The 16,834-nt window shown below is 67.2% G+C and carries 10 protein-coding genes; 3 read left to right on the top strand and 7 right to left on the bottom strand.

Annotation, left to right across the window (positions count from 1 at the left end; genetic code table 11):
- Positions 1-5: 5 nt before the first annotated feature.
- From AC3ITN_RS17715 to AC3ITN_RS17735, 5 genes are all read right to left on the bottom strand, one after another.
- Positions 6-431, bottom strand: coding sequence for a hypothetical protein (locus tag AC3ITN_RS17715; protein ID WP_489391362.1), 426 nt, complete (start codon positions 429-431; stop codon positions 6-8).
- Complete coding sequence (locus AC3ITN_RS17720) at positions 428-1,759, bottom strand: phosphatase PAP2/dual specificity phosphatase family protein (RefSeq protein ID WP_489391363.1); 1,332 nt, start codon at positions 1,757-1,759, stop codon at positions 428-430. Before AC3ITN_RS17720 ends, AC3ITN_RS17715 begins: the two co-directional genes overlap by 4 nt.
- Positions 1,752-3,509 carry a bifunctional alpha/beta hydrolase/class I SAM-dependent methyltransferase gene (locus AC3ITN_RS17725; RefSeq protein WP_489391364.1) on the bottom strand — a complete coding sequence of 586 codons (1,758 nt, stop codon included), beginning with the start codon at positions 3,507-3,509 and terminating at the stop codon, positions 1,752-1,754. The genes AC3ITN_RS17720 and AC3ITN_RS17725 overlap by 8 nt, the downstream gene beginning before the upstream one ends.
- A gap of 37 nt (positions 3,510-3,546) precedes the next feature.
- The gene (locus AC3ITN_RS17730; RefSeq protein ID WP_489391365.1) at positions 3,547-4,152 is read right to left on the bottom strand and encodes a CDP-alcohol phosphatidyltransferase family protein; all 606 of its coding nucleotides are present in this window, start codon (positions 4,150-4,152) and stop codon (positions 3,547-3,549) included.
- A 76-nt stretch (positions 4,153-4,228) separates the two neighbouring features.
- Positions 4,229-6,769 (bottom strand): tetratricopeptide repeat protein, encoded by a 2,541-nt coding sequence (locus tag AC3ITN_RS17735; RefSeq protein WP_489391366.1) that lies wholly within the window; start codon positions 6,767-6,769, stop codon positions 4,229-4,231.
- Between the two features lie 179 nt (positions 6,770-6,948).
- Between AC3ITN_RS17735 and purH the strand changes: the two genes are divergently transcribed.
- The 3 genes from purH to purD all read left to right on the top strand — a co-directional run bounded on the left by purH (position 6,949) and on the right by purD (position 10,971).
- The gene (gene purH / locus AC3ITN_RS17740; protein ID WP_489391367.1) at positions 6,949-8,532 is read left to right on the top strand and encodes a bifunctional phosphoribosylaminoimidazolecarboxamide formyltransferase/IMP cyclohydrolase; all 1,584 of its coding nucleotides are present in this window, start codon (positions 6,949-6,951) and stop codon (positions 8,530-8,532) included.
- Between the two features lie 76 nt (positions 8,533-8,608).
- Positions 8,609-9,634, top strand: coding sequence for a RhuM family protein (gene rhuM / locus AC3ITN_RS17745; RefSeq protein ID WP_489391368.1), 1,026 nt, complete (start codon positions 8,609-8,611; stop codon positions 9,632-9,634).
- Positions 9,635-9,684: 50 nt separating this feature from the next.
- A complete protein-coding gene (purD, locus tag AC3ITN_RS17750) occupies positions 9,685-10,971 on the top strand; it encodes a phosphoribosylamine--glycine ligase (RefSeq protein ID WP_489391369.1) in 1,287 nt (428 codons plus the stop codon).
- A gap of 448 nt (positions 10,972-11,419) precedes the next feature.
- Here purD and rpoH read toward each other — a convergent pair whose 3' ends face one another.
- Together rpoH and AC3ITN_RS17760 are read right to left on the bottom strand one after the other, a co-directional pair.
- A complete protein-coding gene (gene rpoH, locus AC3ITN_RS17755; protein WP_313344523.1) occupies positions 11,420-12,295 on the bottom strand; it encodes an RNA polymerase sigma factor RpoH in 876 nt (291 codons plus the stop codon).
- 843 nt (positions 12,296-13,138) lie between these two features.
- On the bottom strand, positions 13,139-16,831 hold the full coding sequence (locus AC3ITN_RS17760; protein WP_489391370.1) for a TonB-dependent receptor: 3,693 nt from the start codon (positions 16,829-16,831) through the stop codon (positions 13,139-13,141).
- Positions 16,832-16,834: the final 3 nt, after the last annotated feature.

A 16,834-nucleotide genomic window follows, 5' to 3' on the forward strand; every position in this document is an offset into this window, starting at 1 on the left:
CTGCCTCATGCCTGCCACCGCAACCACAAGGCCAACCCAAGCAGCAGCGCCTGCACAAGCAGCGCCAGCAGCTGGCTGCGCAGCAACGCGCGCATGCCCCGCCAGCACGCCGGCCAGTCGCGGCAGGTGGCACCGGCAGGCCGCAGCGACAGCGCGTCCAGCGCGGCGTCGATCGGTGCCGGCGAGGGATCGCTCTGGGTGGCCGCGAAGGCCTCCAGCAGCGCCTGGTCGAAGCCCACCCGCACCGCGAAATACGCCTGCACGCTGCCGGCCAGCAGCGACAGCGCCGCCAGCAGCACGGACACCGCCGTCATCGGCGGCAGGCACAGCAGCGCCAGTGCGGTGGCACCCAGCACTGCCGACACTACCGACGCCACCCTGCCCTGGCGCAACAGCGCCGCCATGATGCGAACCTGCAACATCCCGCTCATGCGTTCACCTTGAACGGGCCGTTGGCGGCCTGCAGCTGCACCGCCTGCTCGATGGCGCGGCGATGCCGCGCCTTCAACACCACCCAGGGGCAGTCCTGCGCCAGCAGCGTGATCGCTTCATCTGCGCTGCCGGCATGCCCGCTGCGGCACAGCCAGGTGGCCACCGCCGCGGCACTGCGCGAATAGCCCAGCGCGCAGCACACCAGCACCGCACCCCGGCGGTGCCCGTGGGCGATGGCGTCGGCGGCCTGGCGCAGTGATTCCGGGGTGGGCGTGGCCAGGTCCAGCATCGCCACGTGGCGGTAGTGGCGCGCGCGGCCGCGGAACGGCAGCTCGGCGCAGACATCCACCACGGTGGGCATCTGCAGGGGTGCACCTGCGTCGGGCATGCGCCCCAGCCACACCCCGTCGATCACCAGCTGCGGCTGCGGCGCGCGCCGCGTCCACCAGCGCGAGTTGGCCCACGCGGCCCACAGATACGGGGCCAGCAGCCAGCTGGCGGCCATGCTCAGGCGGCCATCTTCCTGCTTCTGGAATACCGCCGTGCCCAGGCCGGCGTAGGCCAGCGCGACCAGCAGCAGCGAAAGCGCCGGCCAGGCCAGCCACAACGCCCAACCGCCGAACACCACGGCAACGGCCGCGCAGCCCGCGCTGCCCAGCGCGTACAGCAGTGCCAGCCGCCAGCGCGTGGGCTCGCGCGCCCAGTGCCACTGCGGCAGGGGCGAAGACCCCTGTGCCGGCCACAGCCACACGCACAACCAGCCCACGGCCACACCGGTGGGAACATCGATGAAGTGATGCTGCCAGGTGGTGAGCACCGACAGCCCGATCAATGCGAACCAGACGTGCAGCGCGGTACGCCACATGCCGTGCAGGTGCTGCTGGTAACGCACCCACAGCACCACCAGCAGCACGATGTGCAGCGATGGGGCCTGGTTGAACGGCTTGTCGAAGCCGAGCAGCACATCGAACAGCCAGCCGAACACGCCGCCGGTTTCCGGCCGCTCCAGGCTGAAGCGCAGCGGCCACAGCAGGAAGCAGCCCACCGACAGCAGCTGCGCACTCAACAGCCGGCGCGCATGCATGTCCAGCTCGGCGCGGTGGGCGCAGATGAAGAACGAAGCCACGTAGAACAGGTCGATGGACCAGTACGGCACGATGGTCCACGCCTGGAAGGGGATCTTCGCCTCCCAGCCGAACACGATCGAGGGCACGAACGGCAGCCGTGCGGCCAGTGCATTGGCCATGCCGTAGCTGAGGAAGAAGAACGGCCCCAGCAGCGCCAGCCACAGCAGCGCGCGCCGCCACGGACGGCCCAGCTCAGTCATGCCGCACCCGGCGTGCCAGCGACACGGTGAAGATGCCGAAGCGATCGATACGCTGGGTCACCTTCTCGAAGCCGGCCAGCCGCACCAGTTCATCCATCTCCTGCTGGGTACGGCGCCGCATCACCCACGCCGCGCCTTCGCGATGGCTGGTCAGCGCGCGGGCGATGAACTCCAGCTGCGGGTGCCACGGCTGCCCGGTGTACACCAGGTAGCCGCCGTCGCGCATGGCGGCGGCAATGCCCTGCAGCGAGCGCGATACGGCATCGTTGTCGGCGAACAATTCGTACAGGCCCGATACGATCGACAGCGTGGGCGCCACCGGCAACGCGGCCAGGGCATCGGCGTCGAACGCATCGCCCTGTTCGAAGGTGGCGATGTCGGCCGCGCCGAACGCGTTGATCAGGGCGCGACCCTGCACCACGTTGATCTCGCTGAAATCACGCAGCTGGATCGATTCGGCGCGCTGCTCGCCCTGCGCAAGCGCGTCCAGCGCATAACGCCCGTGCCCGGCCGCCACGTCGAGTACGCGCACCGCACGGCCTTCGCCATGCAGGTGCAGTGCCGCCAGCTGCAGCAGCTCGCGCACATGGCTGCGGCGTATGCGGATGCCACGCCAGCCGATCGCATCGAGATAGTTGCGATCCACCATGCGCCCGAGCGGACCACGCCCGCGTGCTTCATCACGGTAGATGTAATCCAGCGTGCTGCCGGAATCGAAACCGGTACTCAAGCCCAGCGCGATGCCCTCGGAGAGCGTGCCGCCGAAGCGCAGCCCGGCGCGGGTGAAGCGCCAGTACAGGTCCTGCAGGCTGTTGCGCTGCGGGGGCCAGGCCAGTACGTCGGCCTCGTTGAAGGTGGGGCCCTGGCGGTGTGCGTCGCGCAGGCTGGGCCGCACCAGCGGCGCGGCGAAGCGGGCGCTGATGAAACGGCGTACGGCGGCGATGGCCGGCGCGCGGTCGCGCTCGCCCAAGGTGTCGTGGAAGAAGCCGGGCAGCAGGTGGCGTTCCTTCAGCGGCGACGACAGGCGCTCGTAGAAGCGGTCCTGCGGCGCGCGGTGCACCACGAAGTCGGCACCGGACACCAGCAGCTGGGTGGGCACGGTGATGGCTTGCGCATCCCCCACCACACGCGCCGCCGCTTCGTACAACCCCAGCAGCACGCGTACCGAGATGGGCCGGGTGATCAGCGGGTCAGTGCGGTAGCTTGCGACGCGTTCGGGGTCATGCGTCAGCCACTGCGGCTTGACGTAGCTGTTGACGAAGAAGTTGCCGCGCAGTTTCTGCATCAGCTTCAGGCCGGGCACCGCAAGCGGCACATACAGCTTCACCTTGAACGCCGGCGAGGCCAGTACCAGCGCGCGCAATGGCGGCGCATAGTCGTGCACCCACGTCGCCGCCACCACTGCACCCACGCTCTGCGCGACGATGGCGATGTCCTGCACGGCAATGCCATGCTGCTGGCCGATATGCGCGATGAAGCTGTCCAGGTCGCGCACCAGCGCCTCGAACCCGGGTGCATCGCCGCGTTCGCCCGGCGACTGGCCATTGCCGCGCGCATCCCAGGCGAACATCGCGGCATCGGGCAGGTCGAGTTCGTCGACCAGGTGCGCCACGCGGCCGGAATGTTCGTGGCCACGGTGCAGCAGCACTACCGCCCGCCGGGAGGTGCCCGGGGTGGGTGCAGGCCAATGGCGGTAGAACAGCGGTTGTCCGTCGAAACCATGAAACTGCAGGTGTTCCTGTCCGCGCATGCATCACTCCGTTGTGCATCCGGCGGGGCAAGCCAGGTCAGCCGGCCTCCGCCAATCCATTCCGTACCCGCCGCCAGGCGGTCAGCACGCACAGTGCCGCTGCGGCGCATGCCACCCCGGTCACCACGCTGCCACCGATCCAGCCCGGCGCGAGTACCACCCCCAACACGCCAATCACGAAGGCGCGATCGCTCTTGCCCATCGGACCGTCGTAGCGCCGGGTCGCTCCCACCATCAACCCCAGGACGCCAGCGTACTCGCAAACGGCGGCCAACCACGCCAGCGCCCACAACGCGGCCGGGTTGACCCCGGGCACGCTGAGCAGGCTGAGGTACAGCGCGGCGTCGGCGAACAGGTCGCACAATTCATTGAGATACGCGCCCAGCCTGGACTGCTGGCCGAACTCGCGTGCCAGCATGCCGTCCACGGCGTTGAGCGCCATGCGCAGCAACATCCAGCCCGGCAGCGCCAGGTACCACAGCGGCTGCGCCGGGGCCCAGACGTAGACCGCGGCGGCGACCGCCAGCGATACCACGGCAGCCGCCACGGTCACGGTGTTGGCGGTGATCCCCATCCGGTACAGGCCGCGTACGACCGGCCGCAGCAGGTCCTGGAAACGCCCCTTCAATGCATAGATCGACATGCCGCACTGTCCTTCTGATCGTCGTTGGTCCAGCCAGCCCTGCCGTTGCAGGGCATCGCACCCGGGCGCTTCGCGCTCACCCGGCCGCCATCAGTTGCCGCCAGAGCTGCACGAAGCGATCGGAGTACCAGTAGCCTTCGGTGCGCATCAAGTGCGTGGGCAGTTCGTCGGCCAGCCGGTAGCGGCCGTTGAAGCGCTGGCCGAACTGCTGCTTCAACCGGGCCAGGTGGGTGGGGTCACTGTCCAGCATCGCGCAGGCCAGCAGCCCCATCCAGCCATCCACTTCGTCCGGCTCACGGGTGAAGGCCTGCTCGAACAGCTGCCGGGCATCCTGCGGGCGGCCCAGGTCCAGCAGCATGAAGCCGTAGTTGCGCTGCGCCTCGATGTTGTCCGGCTGCGCCTGCAGCAGCTGCTGCATGTGGGTGGTCGCCTCGCCGGTGCGCCCCAGGTGGAACAGCAGGTAGCCGGCATGCTCCAGCTGCGCCGGGTCCGGCTGCGCCTGCGGCGGTTGCGCGCGTTGCAGTGCGTCCAGGCGGGTCCACGCGGCGTCGAAGTCGGGCCTTGCCGCTGCCGGGTCGCCCGCCGACAACGCCATCCCGGCACGGTTGAACCAGGGCCGGTAGTCGTCGGGTGATTCGTCGATGGCGGCCTGCAACGCAGCGCGTGCGGCGCTTGCATCGCCGCTGTCGGCCAGGGCGCTGGCCAGGTTCAGATGGATGCTCATGCGCCGCTCGCGCTGTTCGTCGGCGTCCACCTCCGGGTCCATCTGCAGCTGCAGCGCGGTGCGGTATTCCTGCACCGCCTTGCGCGGCGCGTTGAGCTGCTGCAGGTACAGGTTGCCCAGGTTGAAGTGGGCGTCCAGGCGCTTGGGCTGCAGCCGCATGGCGTCGCGGTAGGCGTCCACCGCCTGCGCATGCTGCCCGCTGTCGCCCAGCGCATTGGCAAGGTTGAGGCGCAGGCCGTAGTTGTCCGGGAAGCGCGCCACGCCCGTGGCCGCCACCACCGCCGCTTCACGGGTGTCGCCCAGCTCCAGCAGCATCGCCGTGTAGTTGATGAAGGCATCGGGCGCGACGTTGCCGGGCAGTTTCACCAGTTGGGCATAGTAGCGGCGCGCCGTGTCGGTCTGGCCGGTGCGGCTGTAGTGGCGGGCCACGCGCTGCTGGATGTCCAGATTGCCCGGCTCCAGCTGTGCGGCCCGCAGCAGATCCTTTTCGGCCGCGCTGTCGTCGCCGAGCGCGTGCAGCACGTCGGCGCGGTTGACCAGGCCGATGCTCTTCAGCGGTGCGCGTTTGATGTAGTCGTTGAGGGTATCGAGCGCACGCTGGTGCTGCCCCAGCCTGGCCTGCATCACGCCGAGGTTGAGCCATGCGGTGTCCAGGCCCGGATCGAGACGCACCGCCTGTGCGAACAGATCGGCGGCAGCCTGCCACTTCGATGCCTTGGCCTGTACCAGCCCCTGGTTGAAGAGCAGCTGCGCCTGGTTTTCGGCGGGCAGCGCGGCGGCCTGCGCCGCGGCGGCGGCAGCGCCCTTGCCGGTCCGCTGCAGCAGCGACAGCCGGTTGGTCAGCACCTGCGGGTTGGCAGGCTCCTTCAGCAGCGCCCGGTCGTAGGCCGCCACCGCTTCGCGGGTTCGGCCCAGCCGGTCTTCGGCCACGCCGATGTTGAGCCAGTTCGCGGCATCGTCCTTGCCCAGTGCCAAGGCCGCCTTGAAGTCCTCCAGTGCGCCGGCCGCGTCGCCCATGTCCAGCCGGGTCACGCCGCGGTTGTACGGGTACTGCGCTTCCTTCGGGTCCAACCGCATGGCCTGGGCATCGTCGGCCAGCGATTGGCTGGACCGGCCCAGCGCGTGCTGCGCCATGGCGCGATTGCCGTAGTAGCCGGCGACCTTCGGCGACTGCGCGATGGCCTGGTCCAGCAGTTCCACCGCGCGGCGCGGCTGGCCCAGGTGGACGTACGCCTGCGCGGCGTGGAACGGAATGTCCGCCTCCTGCCCGGTGCCTTCAGGGTCGTCGCGGTACGCCGCTTCGTACGCGGTATGGACCTCGATCATGCGGGCGTTGTCGTGCGCTTGGTTGAGCAGGAACAGGTAATTGCGGAACAGGCTGCTGGTATGCCCGCCGGCCTGCAGGGCGGCGGCGTAGTCCGACAGCGCGCCCTGCGTGTCGCCCTGCTTCGCCCGGGCGGTGCCACGCAGCTGCAGGGCTTCGGCATCGTCCGGGGCAAGCTGCAGCGCCTGCGCGGCGGCCGCCAGCACGCCGGCGTTGTCGTCCGTGGCACCGGCGATGTACGCCTTCAGCCGATACAGGCTGCCCTGGCGCGGGTCCAAGGCGATCGCCGCATCAATCCGCTGCCGGGCCAGCGCCCAGTCCTCGTCCTGGTAGGCGGCGTAGGCCTGCTGCTCCAGGTCGTCGCTGCTGGACCCGTTGTCGTCGGCGGGGTCGTCAGCCCCCCGTTCGGGCGCCGGCGAGGCGGTCCTGGCCGCCACCGCCACATCCACCACCACGGCCGTCGCGTCCACCGCCGCACGGGCCGCGTCCTGGGCCTGCGCGGCGGTACCGAAGGCGGCGCACGCCACGACGCTGGCAAGCAGCCGCACATTCCATGTTGCTGTCGACACGATGAAGACCTGCAGATCCTTGGCTGAACGCGCAGCCTACCCCAGCACCCCGGGCTTGCGGTGGTCCGACGGATGTGCCGGATCCGGTCGCCAGGGGCAATATCGCCGGTGCGGCGCCCGCCACCGGCCCCCACCGCCTACAATATTGGCCCCGCTCCGCTGCCGATTGCCCTGTCCCCATGACTGCTGATCTGTTGCCCGTTCGCCGGGCCCTCCTGTCCGTCTCCGACAAAACCGGTCTGATCGACCTGGCCCGTGCCCTTGCCGCCCGCAACGTGGAGCTGCTGTCCACCGGCGGCACCGCCAAGGCGATCCGCGAGGCCGCCCTGCCGGTCAAGGACGTGTCCGACGTCACCGGCTTCCCGGAAATGATGGACGGCCGGGTCAAGACCCTGCACCCGCTGGTGCATGGCGGCCTGCTTGGCCGCGCCGGGCTGGACGAGGCGGTGATGGCCGAACACGGCATCGGTGCGATCGACCTGCTGGTGCTGAACCTGTACCCGTTCGAGTCGGTCACCGCCAAGGCGGACTGCACGCTGGAAGACGCGGTGGAAAACATCGATATCGGCGGCCCGGCCATGCTGCGCTCGGCGGCCAAGAACTTCGCCCGCGTCACGGTGGCCACCGACCCGGCGCAGTACGCCGAGCTGCTGGCCGAGCTCGATGCCAACGACGGCAAGCTCTCCGCTGCGAAGCGGTTCGCGTTCTCGGTGGCCGCGTTCAACCGCGTGGCGCAGTACGACGCGGCGATCAGCAACTACCTCTCGGCCGTGACCGCCAGCGATGCCGCCGTGCCGGTGCGCACCGAGTTCCCGGCGCAGCTCACGTCCAGCGTGGTGAAGGTGATGGACCTGCGCTACGGCGAGAACCCCCACCAGGCTGGTGCGTTCTACCGCGACCTGTACCCGGTGCCGGGCACGCTGGCCACGTTCCAGCAGCTGCAGGGCAAGGAGCTGAGCTACAACAACCTGGCCGACGCCGACGCCGCATGGGAATGCGTGCGCCAGTTCGATGCGCCGGCCTGCGTGATCGTCAAGCATGCCAATCCGTGCGGTGTGGCCGTGGGTGCCGGTAACGGCGATGCCTACGAGCTGGCCTACGCGACCGACCCGACCAGCGCCTTCGGCGGCATCATCGCCTTCAACACGCCGCTGGACGCCGCCACCGCCAAGGTGATCCTGGACCGCCAGTTCGTGGAAGTGCTGATCGCCCCGGATTACGAGCCGGCCGCGCTGGAGTACGCGCAGAAGAAGGCCAACGTGCGCGTGCTGCGCATTCCGCATGGCGAAGGCCGCAACAGCTACGACACCAAGCGGATTGGTTCTGGCCTGCTGGTGCAGAGCGCGGACAACCGCGGCATGACCCGCGATGAACTCAAGGTGGTCAGCAGGCTGGCCCCGACCGAGAAGCAGTTCGCCGACCTGCTGTTCGCCTGGAACGTGGCCAAGTTCGTGAAGTCCAACGCGATCGTCTACGCGAAGGACAACCGCACCATCGGTGTGGGCGCCGGCCAGATGAGCCGGGTGTACTCGGCCCGCATCGCCGGCATCAAGGCCGCCGACGCGAACCTGGTGGTGGAAGGCTCGGTGATGGCCTCCGACGCGTTCTTCCCGTTCCGCGACGGCATCGACGCCGCCGCCGCCGCCGGCATCAAGGCGGTGATCCAGCCGGGCGGTTCGATGCGCGATGCGGAAGTGATTGCCGCCGCCGACGAGCACGGCCTGGCCATGGTGTTTACCGGCGTGCGTCACTTCCGGCATTGATCGTTGGGCGTAAGGTGGGTGCCGACAGGGCGTCGGCACCAACCGGCGGTTCTTGACCTGAGCTAAGGGTGATCGCATGACGGACAACCACGGCGAGCTGATTCTGTACCGCACCGAAGACGGGCGGACGGACGTTCATCTGCGCGCCGAGGGGGGGACCGTCTGGCTGACGCAGGGTGAGATGGCTGAGCTGTTTGATACGACGAAGCAGAACATCAGCCTGCATGTCCGCAATGTATTCGCCGAGCAAGAGCTGTCCGAGGAAGCAGTAGTCAAGCAACACTTGACAACTGCTTCTGACGGAAAACGCTATAAAACAATGAGTTACCGTCTGGATCTGATCCTGGCGATTGGTTTCAGGGTGCGTTCCCCTCGAGGCGTGCAGTTCAGACGCTGGGCAGGATCCGCATTGGCGGAGTATCTGGTCAAAGGCTTCCTGCTCAACGACGAGCGGCTCAAGGACGCCGAACGCGCAGACTATTTCAAAGAGCTGCTTCGCCGCATCCGCGACATCCGCAGTTCGGAGAAGCGGTTCTACCAGACGCTGCGCGACCTGTTCAAACTCAGCAGCAGCGATTACGACGGTACGGCCGCGACCGCCAAGACCTTCTTCGCCACCATCCAGAATAAGCTGGTCTATGCCATCACTGGCTGCACTGCCGCGCAGTTGATCGTTGAGCGTGCCGATCCCGGCGCGGCCCAGCTGGGCTTGACGAACTGGTCGGGCGACAAACCCCGCAAGTCCGACGCAGTAGTGTCCAAGAACTATCTGTCGCAGCCAGAACTCGAACAGCTCAACCGGCTGGTCACGATGTTCCTCGACTTTGCCGAAGATCGCGCCGAGCGCCGCATCGAAACCCGCATGGCCGATTGGATCAAGCAGACCGACCGTTTTCTGGACTTCAACGAACGCGCCATTCTCGACGGCCCAGGACGCGTTTCGAACCAGCAGATGGAAGCGATCATCACCGAGCGCTACAAAGCGTTCGATGCGTCGCGCCGTGCACAGGAGAAGCTTGCCGCGGATTCGGACGCCGAGCTCGACATGCAACTGCTGCAGGCCGAAGCAAAGCGCCTGACTTCCCGTGAACAACCCGTCTGACACCCGGTCTCACCACCACTTTTTCTTACTGTTACCCAGGATCGCCCTCAATGAAAATCCTCGTCATCGGCTCCGGCGGCCGTGAACATGCCCTGGCCTGGAAGCTGGCCCAGTCGTCCCGCGTTACCGAGGTGCTGGTTGCGCCGGGCAATGCAGGCACCGCTACCGAGGCGGGCTGCCGCAACGTGCCGGTCAAGGTCACCGATCTGGATGGGCTGCTGGCGCTGGTGCAGGCCGAAGGCGTCGAGCTGACCGTGGTGGGCCCGGAAGTGCCGCTGGTGGCCGGCGTGGTCGATCGCTTCCGTGCGGCCGGGCACCGCATCTTCGGGCCGACCGCCGCGGCGGCACAGCTGGAGGGCAGCAAGGCCTACGCCAAGGACTTCCTGGCCCGCCACAACATTCCCACCGCGTTCTATGCGGTGCACACGGAGGTGGACGCGGCGCTGGCCTACCTCCGCGAGAAGGGCGCACCGATCGTGGTCAAGGCCGATGGCCTGGCCGCCGGCAAGGGCGTGATCGTGGCGATGACGCAGCAGGAAGCCGAAGACGCGGTGCGCGACATGCTGTCGGGCAATGCGTTCGGCGATGCGGGCGCGCGCGTGGTGATCGAAGAGTTCCTGGACGGCGAAGAAGCCAGCTTCATTTCCATGGTGGATGGCACCACCGCGCTGCCGATGGCCACTTCGCAGGACCACAAGCGCGTGGGCGACGCGGACACCGGCCCGAACACGGGCGGCATGGGCGCTTATTCGCCGGCACCGGTGGTGACCGACGAGGTGCATGCCCGCGTGATGCGCGAGGTGGTGAACCCCACCGTGCAGGGCATGATTGCCGATGGCATTCCGTTCACCGGCTTCCTCTATGCGGGCCTGATGATCGATGCCAGCGGCGCGCCGAAGGTGATCGAATTCAACGTGCGCTTCGGCGACCCGGAAACCCAGCCGGTGATGCTGCGCCTGCAGTCGGACCTGGTGGAGCTGGTGGAAGCGGCCATCGATGAACGCCTGGACAGCGTGCAGGCGCAGTGGGACCCGCGTCCATCGCTGGGCGTGGTGATGGCGGCGGCGCCGTACCCGGAGACCCCGATCACCGGCGATGTGATCCAGGGGCTGGATCAGGTGCCCGCCACGGCCAAGGTGTTCCATGCGGGCACTACGCTGGATGCGCAGGGCCAGGTGCTCACCGCCGGCGGCCGCGTGCTGTGTGTGGCGGCGCTGGGCGACAGCGTGGGCGATGCGCAGGCCAATGCGTATGCGGGTGTGGCGAAGATCTCGTGGGAACACGAGTTCCATCGCAACGACATCGGCTGGCGCGCGATTGCGCGCGAGAAGGCGTAGGAACCAACATACAGCGAGCCCGATGGGTTAACCGATGGGGTCACCACCTGGGTAACCGACGGGTTGACCGACTGGGTTGACCGACTGGGTTGACCGACTGGGTAACCGACTTGGTTAACCGACTGGGTAGAGCCGACTGTTAGTCGGCTGCCGTAGGCGCGAACGTGTCAGGACACCCAGCAAGAGCAGCCGACTAACAGTCGGCTCTACCCAGTCGGCGCATCCCAGTCGGTGCATCGCGTTCGGCGCATCGCGGTCGGTGCATCCCGGTCGGTGCATCGCGTTCGGCGCATCGCGGTCGGTGCATCCCAGTCCGTGCATCCCGGTCGGTGCATCGCGGTCGGTACATCGCGTTCGGTGCATCGCGGTCGGTACATCCCAGCCGGTGCATCCCGGCAACAAAAAACCCGGCGATGCCGGGTTTTTTGCTGGACACATGGCCACCGGGTTACGCGGTGAACAGCGCCTTCATCTTCTTCAGCGCGTTCGCCTCGACCTGGCGGATACGCTCGGCCGACACGCCGTACTCATCCGCAAGCTCCTGCAGCGTGACCTTGCTGTCCGCGTCCAGCCAGCGACGACGGATGATGTCGCGCGAGCGGGCGTCCAGTTCGGCCAGGCCTTCGCGCAGCAGTTGCAGCTGGTTGTCTTCGCTGTCGGCGCGCTCGTAGGCCATGGACGGATCTTCGTCCTGTGCCATCAGGTAGGCGGCCGGCGACGGCGGTGCACGCTCTTCGTCCTCATCGGCGGGCGCGTCGAAACCGATATCGCGACCGGACAGACGCGACTCCATTTCAAGCACTTCACGTTCGGAGACGTTGAGATCCTTGGCGACCGCGCTGACTTCAGCCGCGTTCATCCAGCCCAGGCGGGTCTTGGACTTGCGCAGGTTGAAGAACAGCTTGCGCTGCGCCTTGGTCGTGGCGACCTTGACGATGCGCCAGTTCTTCAGGATGAACTCGTGCATCTCGGCACGGATCCAATGCACGGCGAACGACACCAGGCGCACGCCCATTTCCGGGTCGAAGCGCTTCACGGCCTTCATCAGGCCGATGTTGCCTTCCTGGATAAGGTCGCCCAGCGCGAGGCCGTAGCCGTTGTAGCCACGGGCAACGTGCACCACAAAGCGCAGGTGGGAATGGACCAGTTCGCGCGCGGCGTCCAGGTCCTGGTCGTCGCGGAAGCGGCGCGCCAGGTCCTGCTCGTCATCGACCGTCAACACCGGGATCTGGTGCACGGCGCCGATGTAGGCGTCCAGCGAACCGAGCGCACTGGGAATCGGAAGATTGTTTGCCACAAGGGCAGTAGACATGTTCTGGCTCATAGTCGTCATCTTAGCAGTCCCGGATTTGGACTGCTAAAGGGTTAAAAAGTTCCAGCATCCCATCAGTGCAACGCTGGCGCAGATCACACCTATAACGTACCGCGAAATGGTGACAGTGGCGAGTTTCCCGCCGGGCCAACAATTCCATTGCAATTCAATAACATATCGTGCAAAACGTCATGGCCGTGTGGTTTTGGGCTGGACAATCCCAGATCGCCGGGCCCATTCAGCATGAAAACGTTGCCAGGCATTCAGCCCTGCGGCCCCGCCGACATGAACGATGGCCCAAACAAGGGGCCTGCGGCCCCCAGCCAGGCGTGGCCAGGCTCTATCCAGCAGGTGTCCGATCTGCCCGGTGATCCGCCAGCCACGCAGGGCGTGGCTCTACCCCGCAGAAGCAAAGCCAAACCAACCGAAGCAAGAGCGGAATGCCCCGTAGCCAGCCACGCAGGGCGTGGCTCTACCCCGCGGAAGCAAAGCCAAACCAACCGAAGCAAGAGCGAAATGCCCGGTAGCCAGCCACGCAGGGCGTGGCTCTACCCCAGCGGAAGCAAAGCCAAACCAACCGAAGCAAGAGCGAAATGCCCGGTAGCCAGCCACGCAGGGCGTGGCTCTACCCCGCAGAAGCAAAGCCAAACCAACCGAAGCAAGAGCGAAATGCCCCGTAGCCAGCCACGCAGGGCGTGGCTCTACCCCGCGGAAGCAAAACCAAACCAACCGAAGCAGAAGCGAAATGCCCGGTAGTGCCACGCCCTGCGTGGCAGGCCCGACAATGACGAAGGAGGTGCTTCGCACGCCAGACAATAACGAAGCCAACGGCCGGCAACCCCGACAAAACCAGATCTAATAATACCCAGCCATATTCAAGAAGAACCCCTGCTGGTCATACCGCAGCTCGGTCATGTCATCACTGAACTCGGTGAAGTTGTACCCCACCCCGACCTTGAAGTTCTCACCCACCCGGCGGTCCACACCCAGCAGCCAGCCCTTGCGGATGCCGCCGTCGCGCACCTTCAACCAGCGGTGCTCGGCCAGGCCTTCCCATTGTGCGAACAGGCGGTAGCGCAACTGCAGCGCGGCGAAGTCGGCGCGGCTGTCCAGCCAGGCTCCCTCGCCTCGCCCGGTGCGGTAGTCGCCCCAGCGCGATGCCAGCTTCGCAGCCAGTTCCCAACGCACGCCGATCTGGCGGATGCCTTCCAGCGACAGCACCTGCGAGCGCTGGTCATACAGGTTGCCGCCTTCCTGGCCCAGCGATGCCACGTCATAAAGATAGGTGTACTTGCCGAAGCCCGCCCAGCGCGTGTTGTCATGCGGTCGCCAGGCGAAGCCGACGTTGGTCTCCACCAGTTTGGCGTCGGCCACCGGATTGATGCGGTCGTCGGTGTCGGCGTAGTTGGCACGCAGGGCGAAGCGCCAGTCTTCGTTGAGCTTGTACAACAGGCGGTTGGTGGTGACCCACTGTTCGCGCTGCTCCGCGCCGCTGTCGTGGCGATATTCCAGCTTGCTGCTCCACTGCGTCACCGCGTCGGTGCGGCCGCCGCTGACGCTGTAGGCGCGGCGGTCGATGCGGCCTGCGGTGGAGTCCAGCTGGCCGTCCATGAGGGTGAAGCCCAGGTTCCAGCCCTGCGCGGGATAGAAGTCCATGCCGAAGGTGTGCACCAGGCCGGCGCTGTCCTGGCGGCGGTCCTTCAGGTACTGGCTCTCGTTGTAGACATTGACCTGGTTGCTCAACCGCCAGCGCTGGCCCACGGTCCAGCCGCTCTGCAGGCCGGTGTCGAACAGCGGGTCGGTGCCGGTGCGGTCGGTGCTGTAGCTGTAACTGCCGTACAGGCTGTGGTCGGCGGCCATGCGGTACTCCGCGTCGACCTTGGCTCCGTTGCCACGACTGCCGCTGCTGACTTCCGCACCCACGCTGCTGCGGTCGCCGAACAGATAGCGCGCGCCAAGCGTCAGCAGGTCGTTCTTCTCGTAGGCGCCGCCATCATCGTCCAGGGTCACCTGGCCGGTGCTGTACAGCTCCCACGAGGAACCGAAGCGCTGGCGGTAGCCGATGGCGGCGAGCAGTGCATCCACGTCCTGCAGCTCCTGCTCCTCGCGCACGCGGCGCAGCTCACCGGTGAGCTGGCCATCGTTGCCCAGCCGCCATTCGGCCGTGAGCTGGCTCTGCTCCAGCGCCAGTTCGCCCTGTTCGGTGCGGGTATGCCGGCCATACAGGCTGAAGTCGTCATTCAGATAGCCAAGGAACTCCGCGCCATATTCCTGGATCGGCTGGCCGGTGTCCTGGCGCGCCACCGAGAAGCCTGCGTCCACGTCGCGCCACCAGGCGCCCAGGCTCCAGTCCTGGCTCGTCCACCCCAGTTCACGCAGGTTGGCACGCGCTTCCACCGCGCTGGCCGTGCCGGAGCGACGGCCTTCGTATGGATTGCGGCGGATGAAGCTGAGGCCGCCGTTGTCCGAATAGAACACCGGCGCAGCGGTGGCGTCCGTGCGGGTCTGTTCCATCTTCAGATAGGTGCCGCGACCTGCCTGCAGGGTGAGGTCAGCACCCTTGAGGCTGTAGTTGTCGCCGCTGCGGTTCTCGTCGATCCAGGTACCGCCAATGGCCACGTGGTCGCCCAGCCATTGCCGGCCGCGCGCACCGTAGGTGACGTCATCGCTGCTGAAGCCCAGCGGCACGTATTCGTAGTCCACCAGCAGCAGCTGGTCGTAACCATCCAGCGGCATGTCGCGGGTGATGCTGCGGACGTTCTCGCGGGTCAGCTGCGCCAGCGGGCGGGTCAGGATCAGGCGCCCCTGCAGGTCGTCGATCTCGTAGTCCACGCCTTCCTGCAGCGTCGCGCGGGTTTCGGTGCGGCCGGTGGTGCGGTCGCGCACTTCCAGCACGACCTGCTCCGAGCCGGGCAGCACGTCAGTGTGGCGCAGGTAATAAAGGCTGCCACCGGTGCCGAGGAATTCGCTGTGACCCGGTGCGGACTGCGCCTCGGACCCGAACACCTTCAACTGCGAGCGCGCTTCACCCAGCGGGGTGGCGTCCAGCGAGCGCCAGTTCAACGCGCCGCCGTACAGCGAGCGCACGTACTGGCCGTATTCGGTGCCGGTGATGCCGGTGGCGTAGTTGCCCCACAGTGCCTGGCTCTGGTCCCAGTCCACCCGCAGGTACAACCGGCCCTGGGTGTCCACGTCGCGGTAGGTGGTGGAGTCGTCACCGTACACGGGGTAATACAGGTCCGGGTCCAGGCGGCGGAACACGTCCTGCGCATCGGCTTGGGTGAAATCGCGGAACAGGTACTTCAGCTCGCGGTCCTGGGTGTCGGCCTGTGCGGTCACCAGGTACTTGCCGCGCATTTTTCCCTTCAGGTAGAACGCCAGCCGTCCTTCGCTGAGGAAGCTGTCGTCGTCGCGGTTGTCGGCCGCCAGCGGCTGCACGTTGCCGCTGGCACTGTTCCTGGACAGGGTGACGTCGGCGATGGCCACCAGGAACAGGTAGCGACCGGTGACATCCACGTCCAGCTGCCGCTGCGCACCCGGCGCATCGCGCGACTCGACGCTGACATCGTAGCGATGCTGGCCGACCGGTTCGAGGAACTCGGCGGCGAACTTCTGTTCCAGGTCGACCGGGAAGTCCTGGCCATTGATGCGCACGCGGCTGTTGGGCTCCAGGCCACGTCCGTACAGACGCACGCGCGAGCCATGGATGGGAATGTTCTGCAGCCGCAGCATGCTCTGGCCGTAGATGCTGTTGCTGACCTGCAGGTCCTGCGCGCTTTCGCCATCCAGGGCCTGGCCAAGGGTCTTCTGCACGTTGTCACGGGTGAGCTGCAGGCCGCGGTCGAAGTCCTCCGGGGTGACCAGCTGGATGCGCTGGATGCGGGTTTCATCGAAGGCCCCGCCGGCGCCATACGCACGGGCGACGTAGATCAGGTCATCGCCGGTGCGCAGCTTGATCTGCGCCGGCACCTCGCCATTCCACTCCGCATCACCCACGTAGTCGGCCGGCAGTTCGATGCGTGCCAGCGGGGTGACCAGGTCGGTATCGGTGCCCCGGTACAGGGTGACCTCCAGCTTCTGGATGAAGGAGGCGTAGTTGTTGTAGCTGTGGAAGCGCAGCGGACGCACCACACGCCCATTCTCGAACGGCACGGTGGCGGCGGCCTGCACGCTCAGGCTGGGCGGCACCATGGTCGGGTCTTCGGTCGCCCACACCACGCCGCCACTGGGCAGCTCGGCCATGAACTGGCCACCAGGCGCGGCGACATCCGGCGTGGTCGACGGCGCCAGCGGAACGGCGTCCCCGGCAGAGGCATCGGCACGACCGGTGAGCGGCAGCGCCGCCGGCTCGGCATCGGCATCGTCGCGGATGCGCAGCAGCAGGCCGTCATCGCTGCGGCAACTGTCGGCCTCGCAGCGCACCGTGGCGGGCGGATCGGCGGGCAGGGTCTGCTGGGCGAAGGCCGGCGACGCGGCCAGCAGCAGGACGCCCGCCAGGCGGACGGCGAAACGGCGGGGAATCGGTGTCGGGCTCAGGGTCATGTCCATGCT

The organism is Stenotrophomonas sp. KH_036_B (assembly GCF_057839485.1).

What these genes read in the sequence shown, in the direction of transcription:
- AC3ITN_RS17760 (WP_489391370.1), bottom strand. Translation starts at nt 16,831, where the DNA reads ATGGACATGACCCTGAGCCCGACACCGATTCCCCGCCGTTTCGCCGTC.
- AC3ITN_RS17715 (WP_489391362.1), bottom strand. Translation starts at nt 431, where the DNA reads ATGAGCGGGATGTTGCAGGTTCGCATCATGGCGGCGCTGTTGCGCCAG.
- rhuM (WP_489391368.1), top strand. Translation starts at nt 8,609, where the DNA reads ATGACGGACAACCACGGCGAGCTGATTCTGTACCGCACCGAAGACGGG.
- rpoH (WP_313344523.1), bottom strand. Translation starts at nt 12,295, where the DNA reads ATGAGCCAGAACATGTCTACTGCCCTTGTGGCAAACAATCTTCCGATT.
- AC3ITN_RS17720 (WP_489391363.1), bottom strand. Translation starts at nt 1,759, where the DNA reads ATGACTGAGCTGGGCCGTCCGTGGCGGCGCGCGCTGCTGTGGCTGGCG.
- purH (WP_489391367.1), top strand. Translation starts at nt 6,949, where the DNA reads ATGACTGCTGATCTGTTGCCCGTTCGCCGGGCCCTCCTGTCCGTCTCC.
- AC3ITN_RS17730 (WP_489391365.1), bottom strand. Translation starts at nt 4,152, where the DNA reads ATGTCGATCTATGCATTGAAGGGGCGTTTCCAGGACCTGCTGCGGCCG.
- purD (WP_489391369.1), top strand. Translation starts at nt 9,685, where the DNA reads ATGAAAATCCTCGTCATCGGCTCCGGCGGCCGTGAACATGCCCTGGCC.
- AC3ITN_RS17725 (WP_489391364.1), bottom strand. Translation starts at nt 3,509, where the DNA reads ATGCGCGGACAGGAACACCTGCAGTTTCATGGTTTCGACGGACAACCG.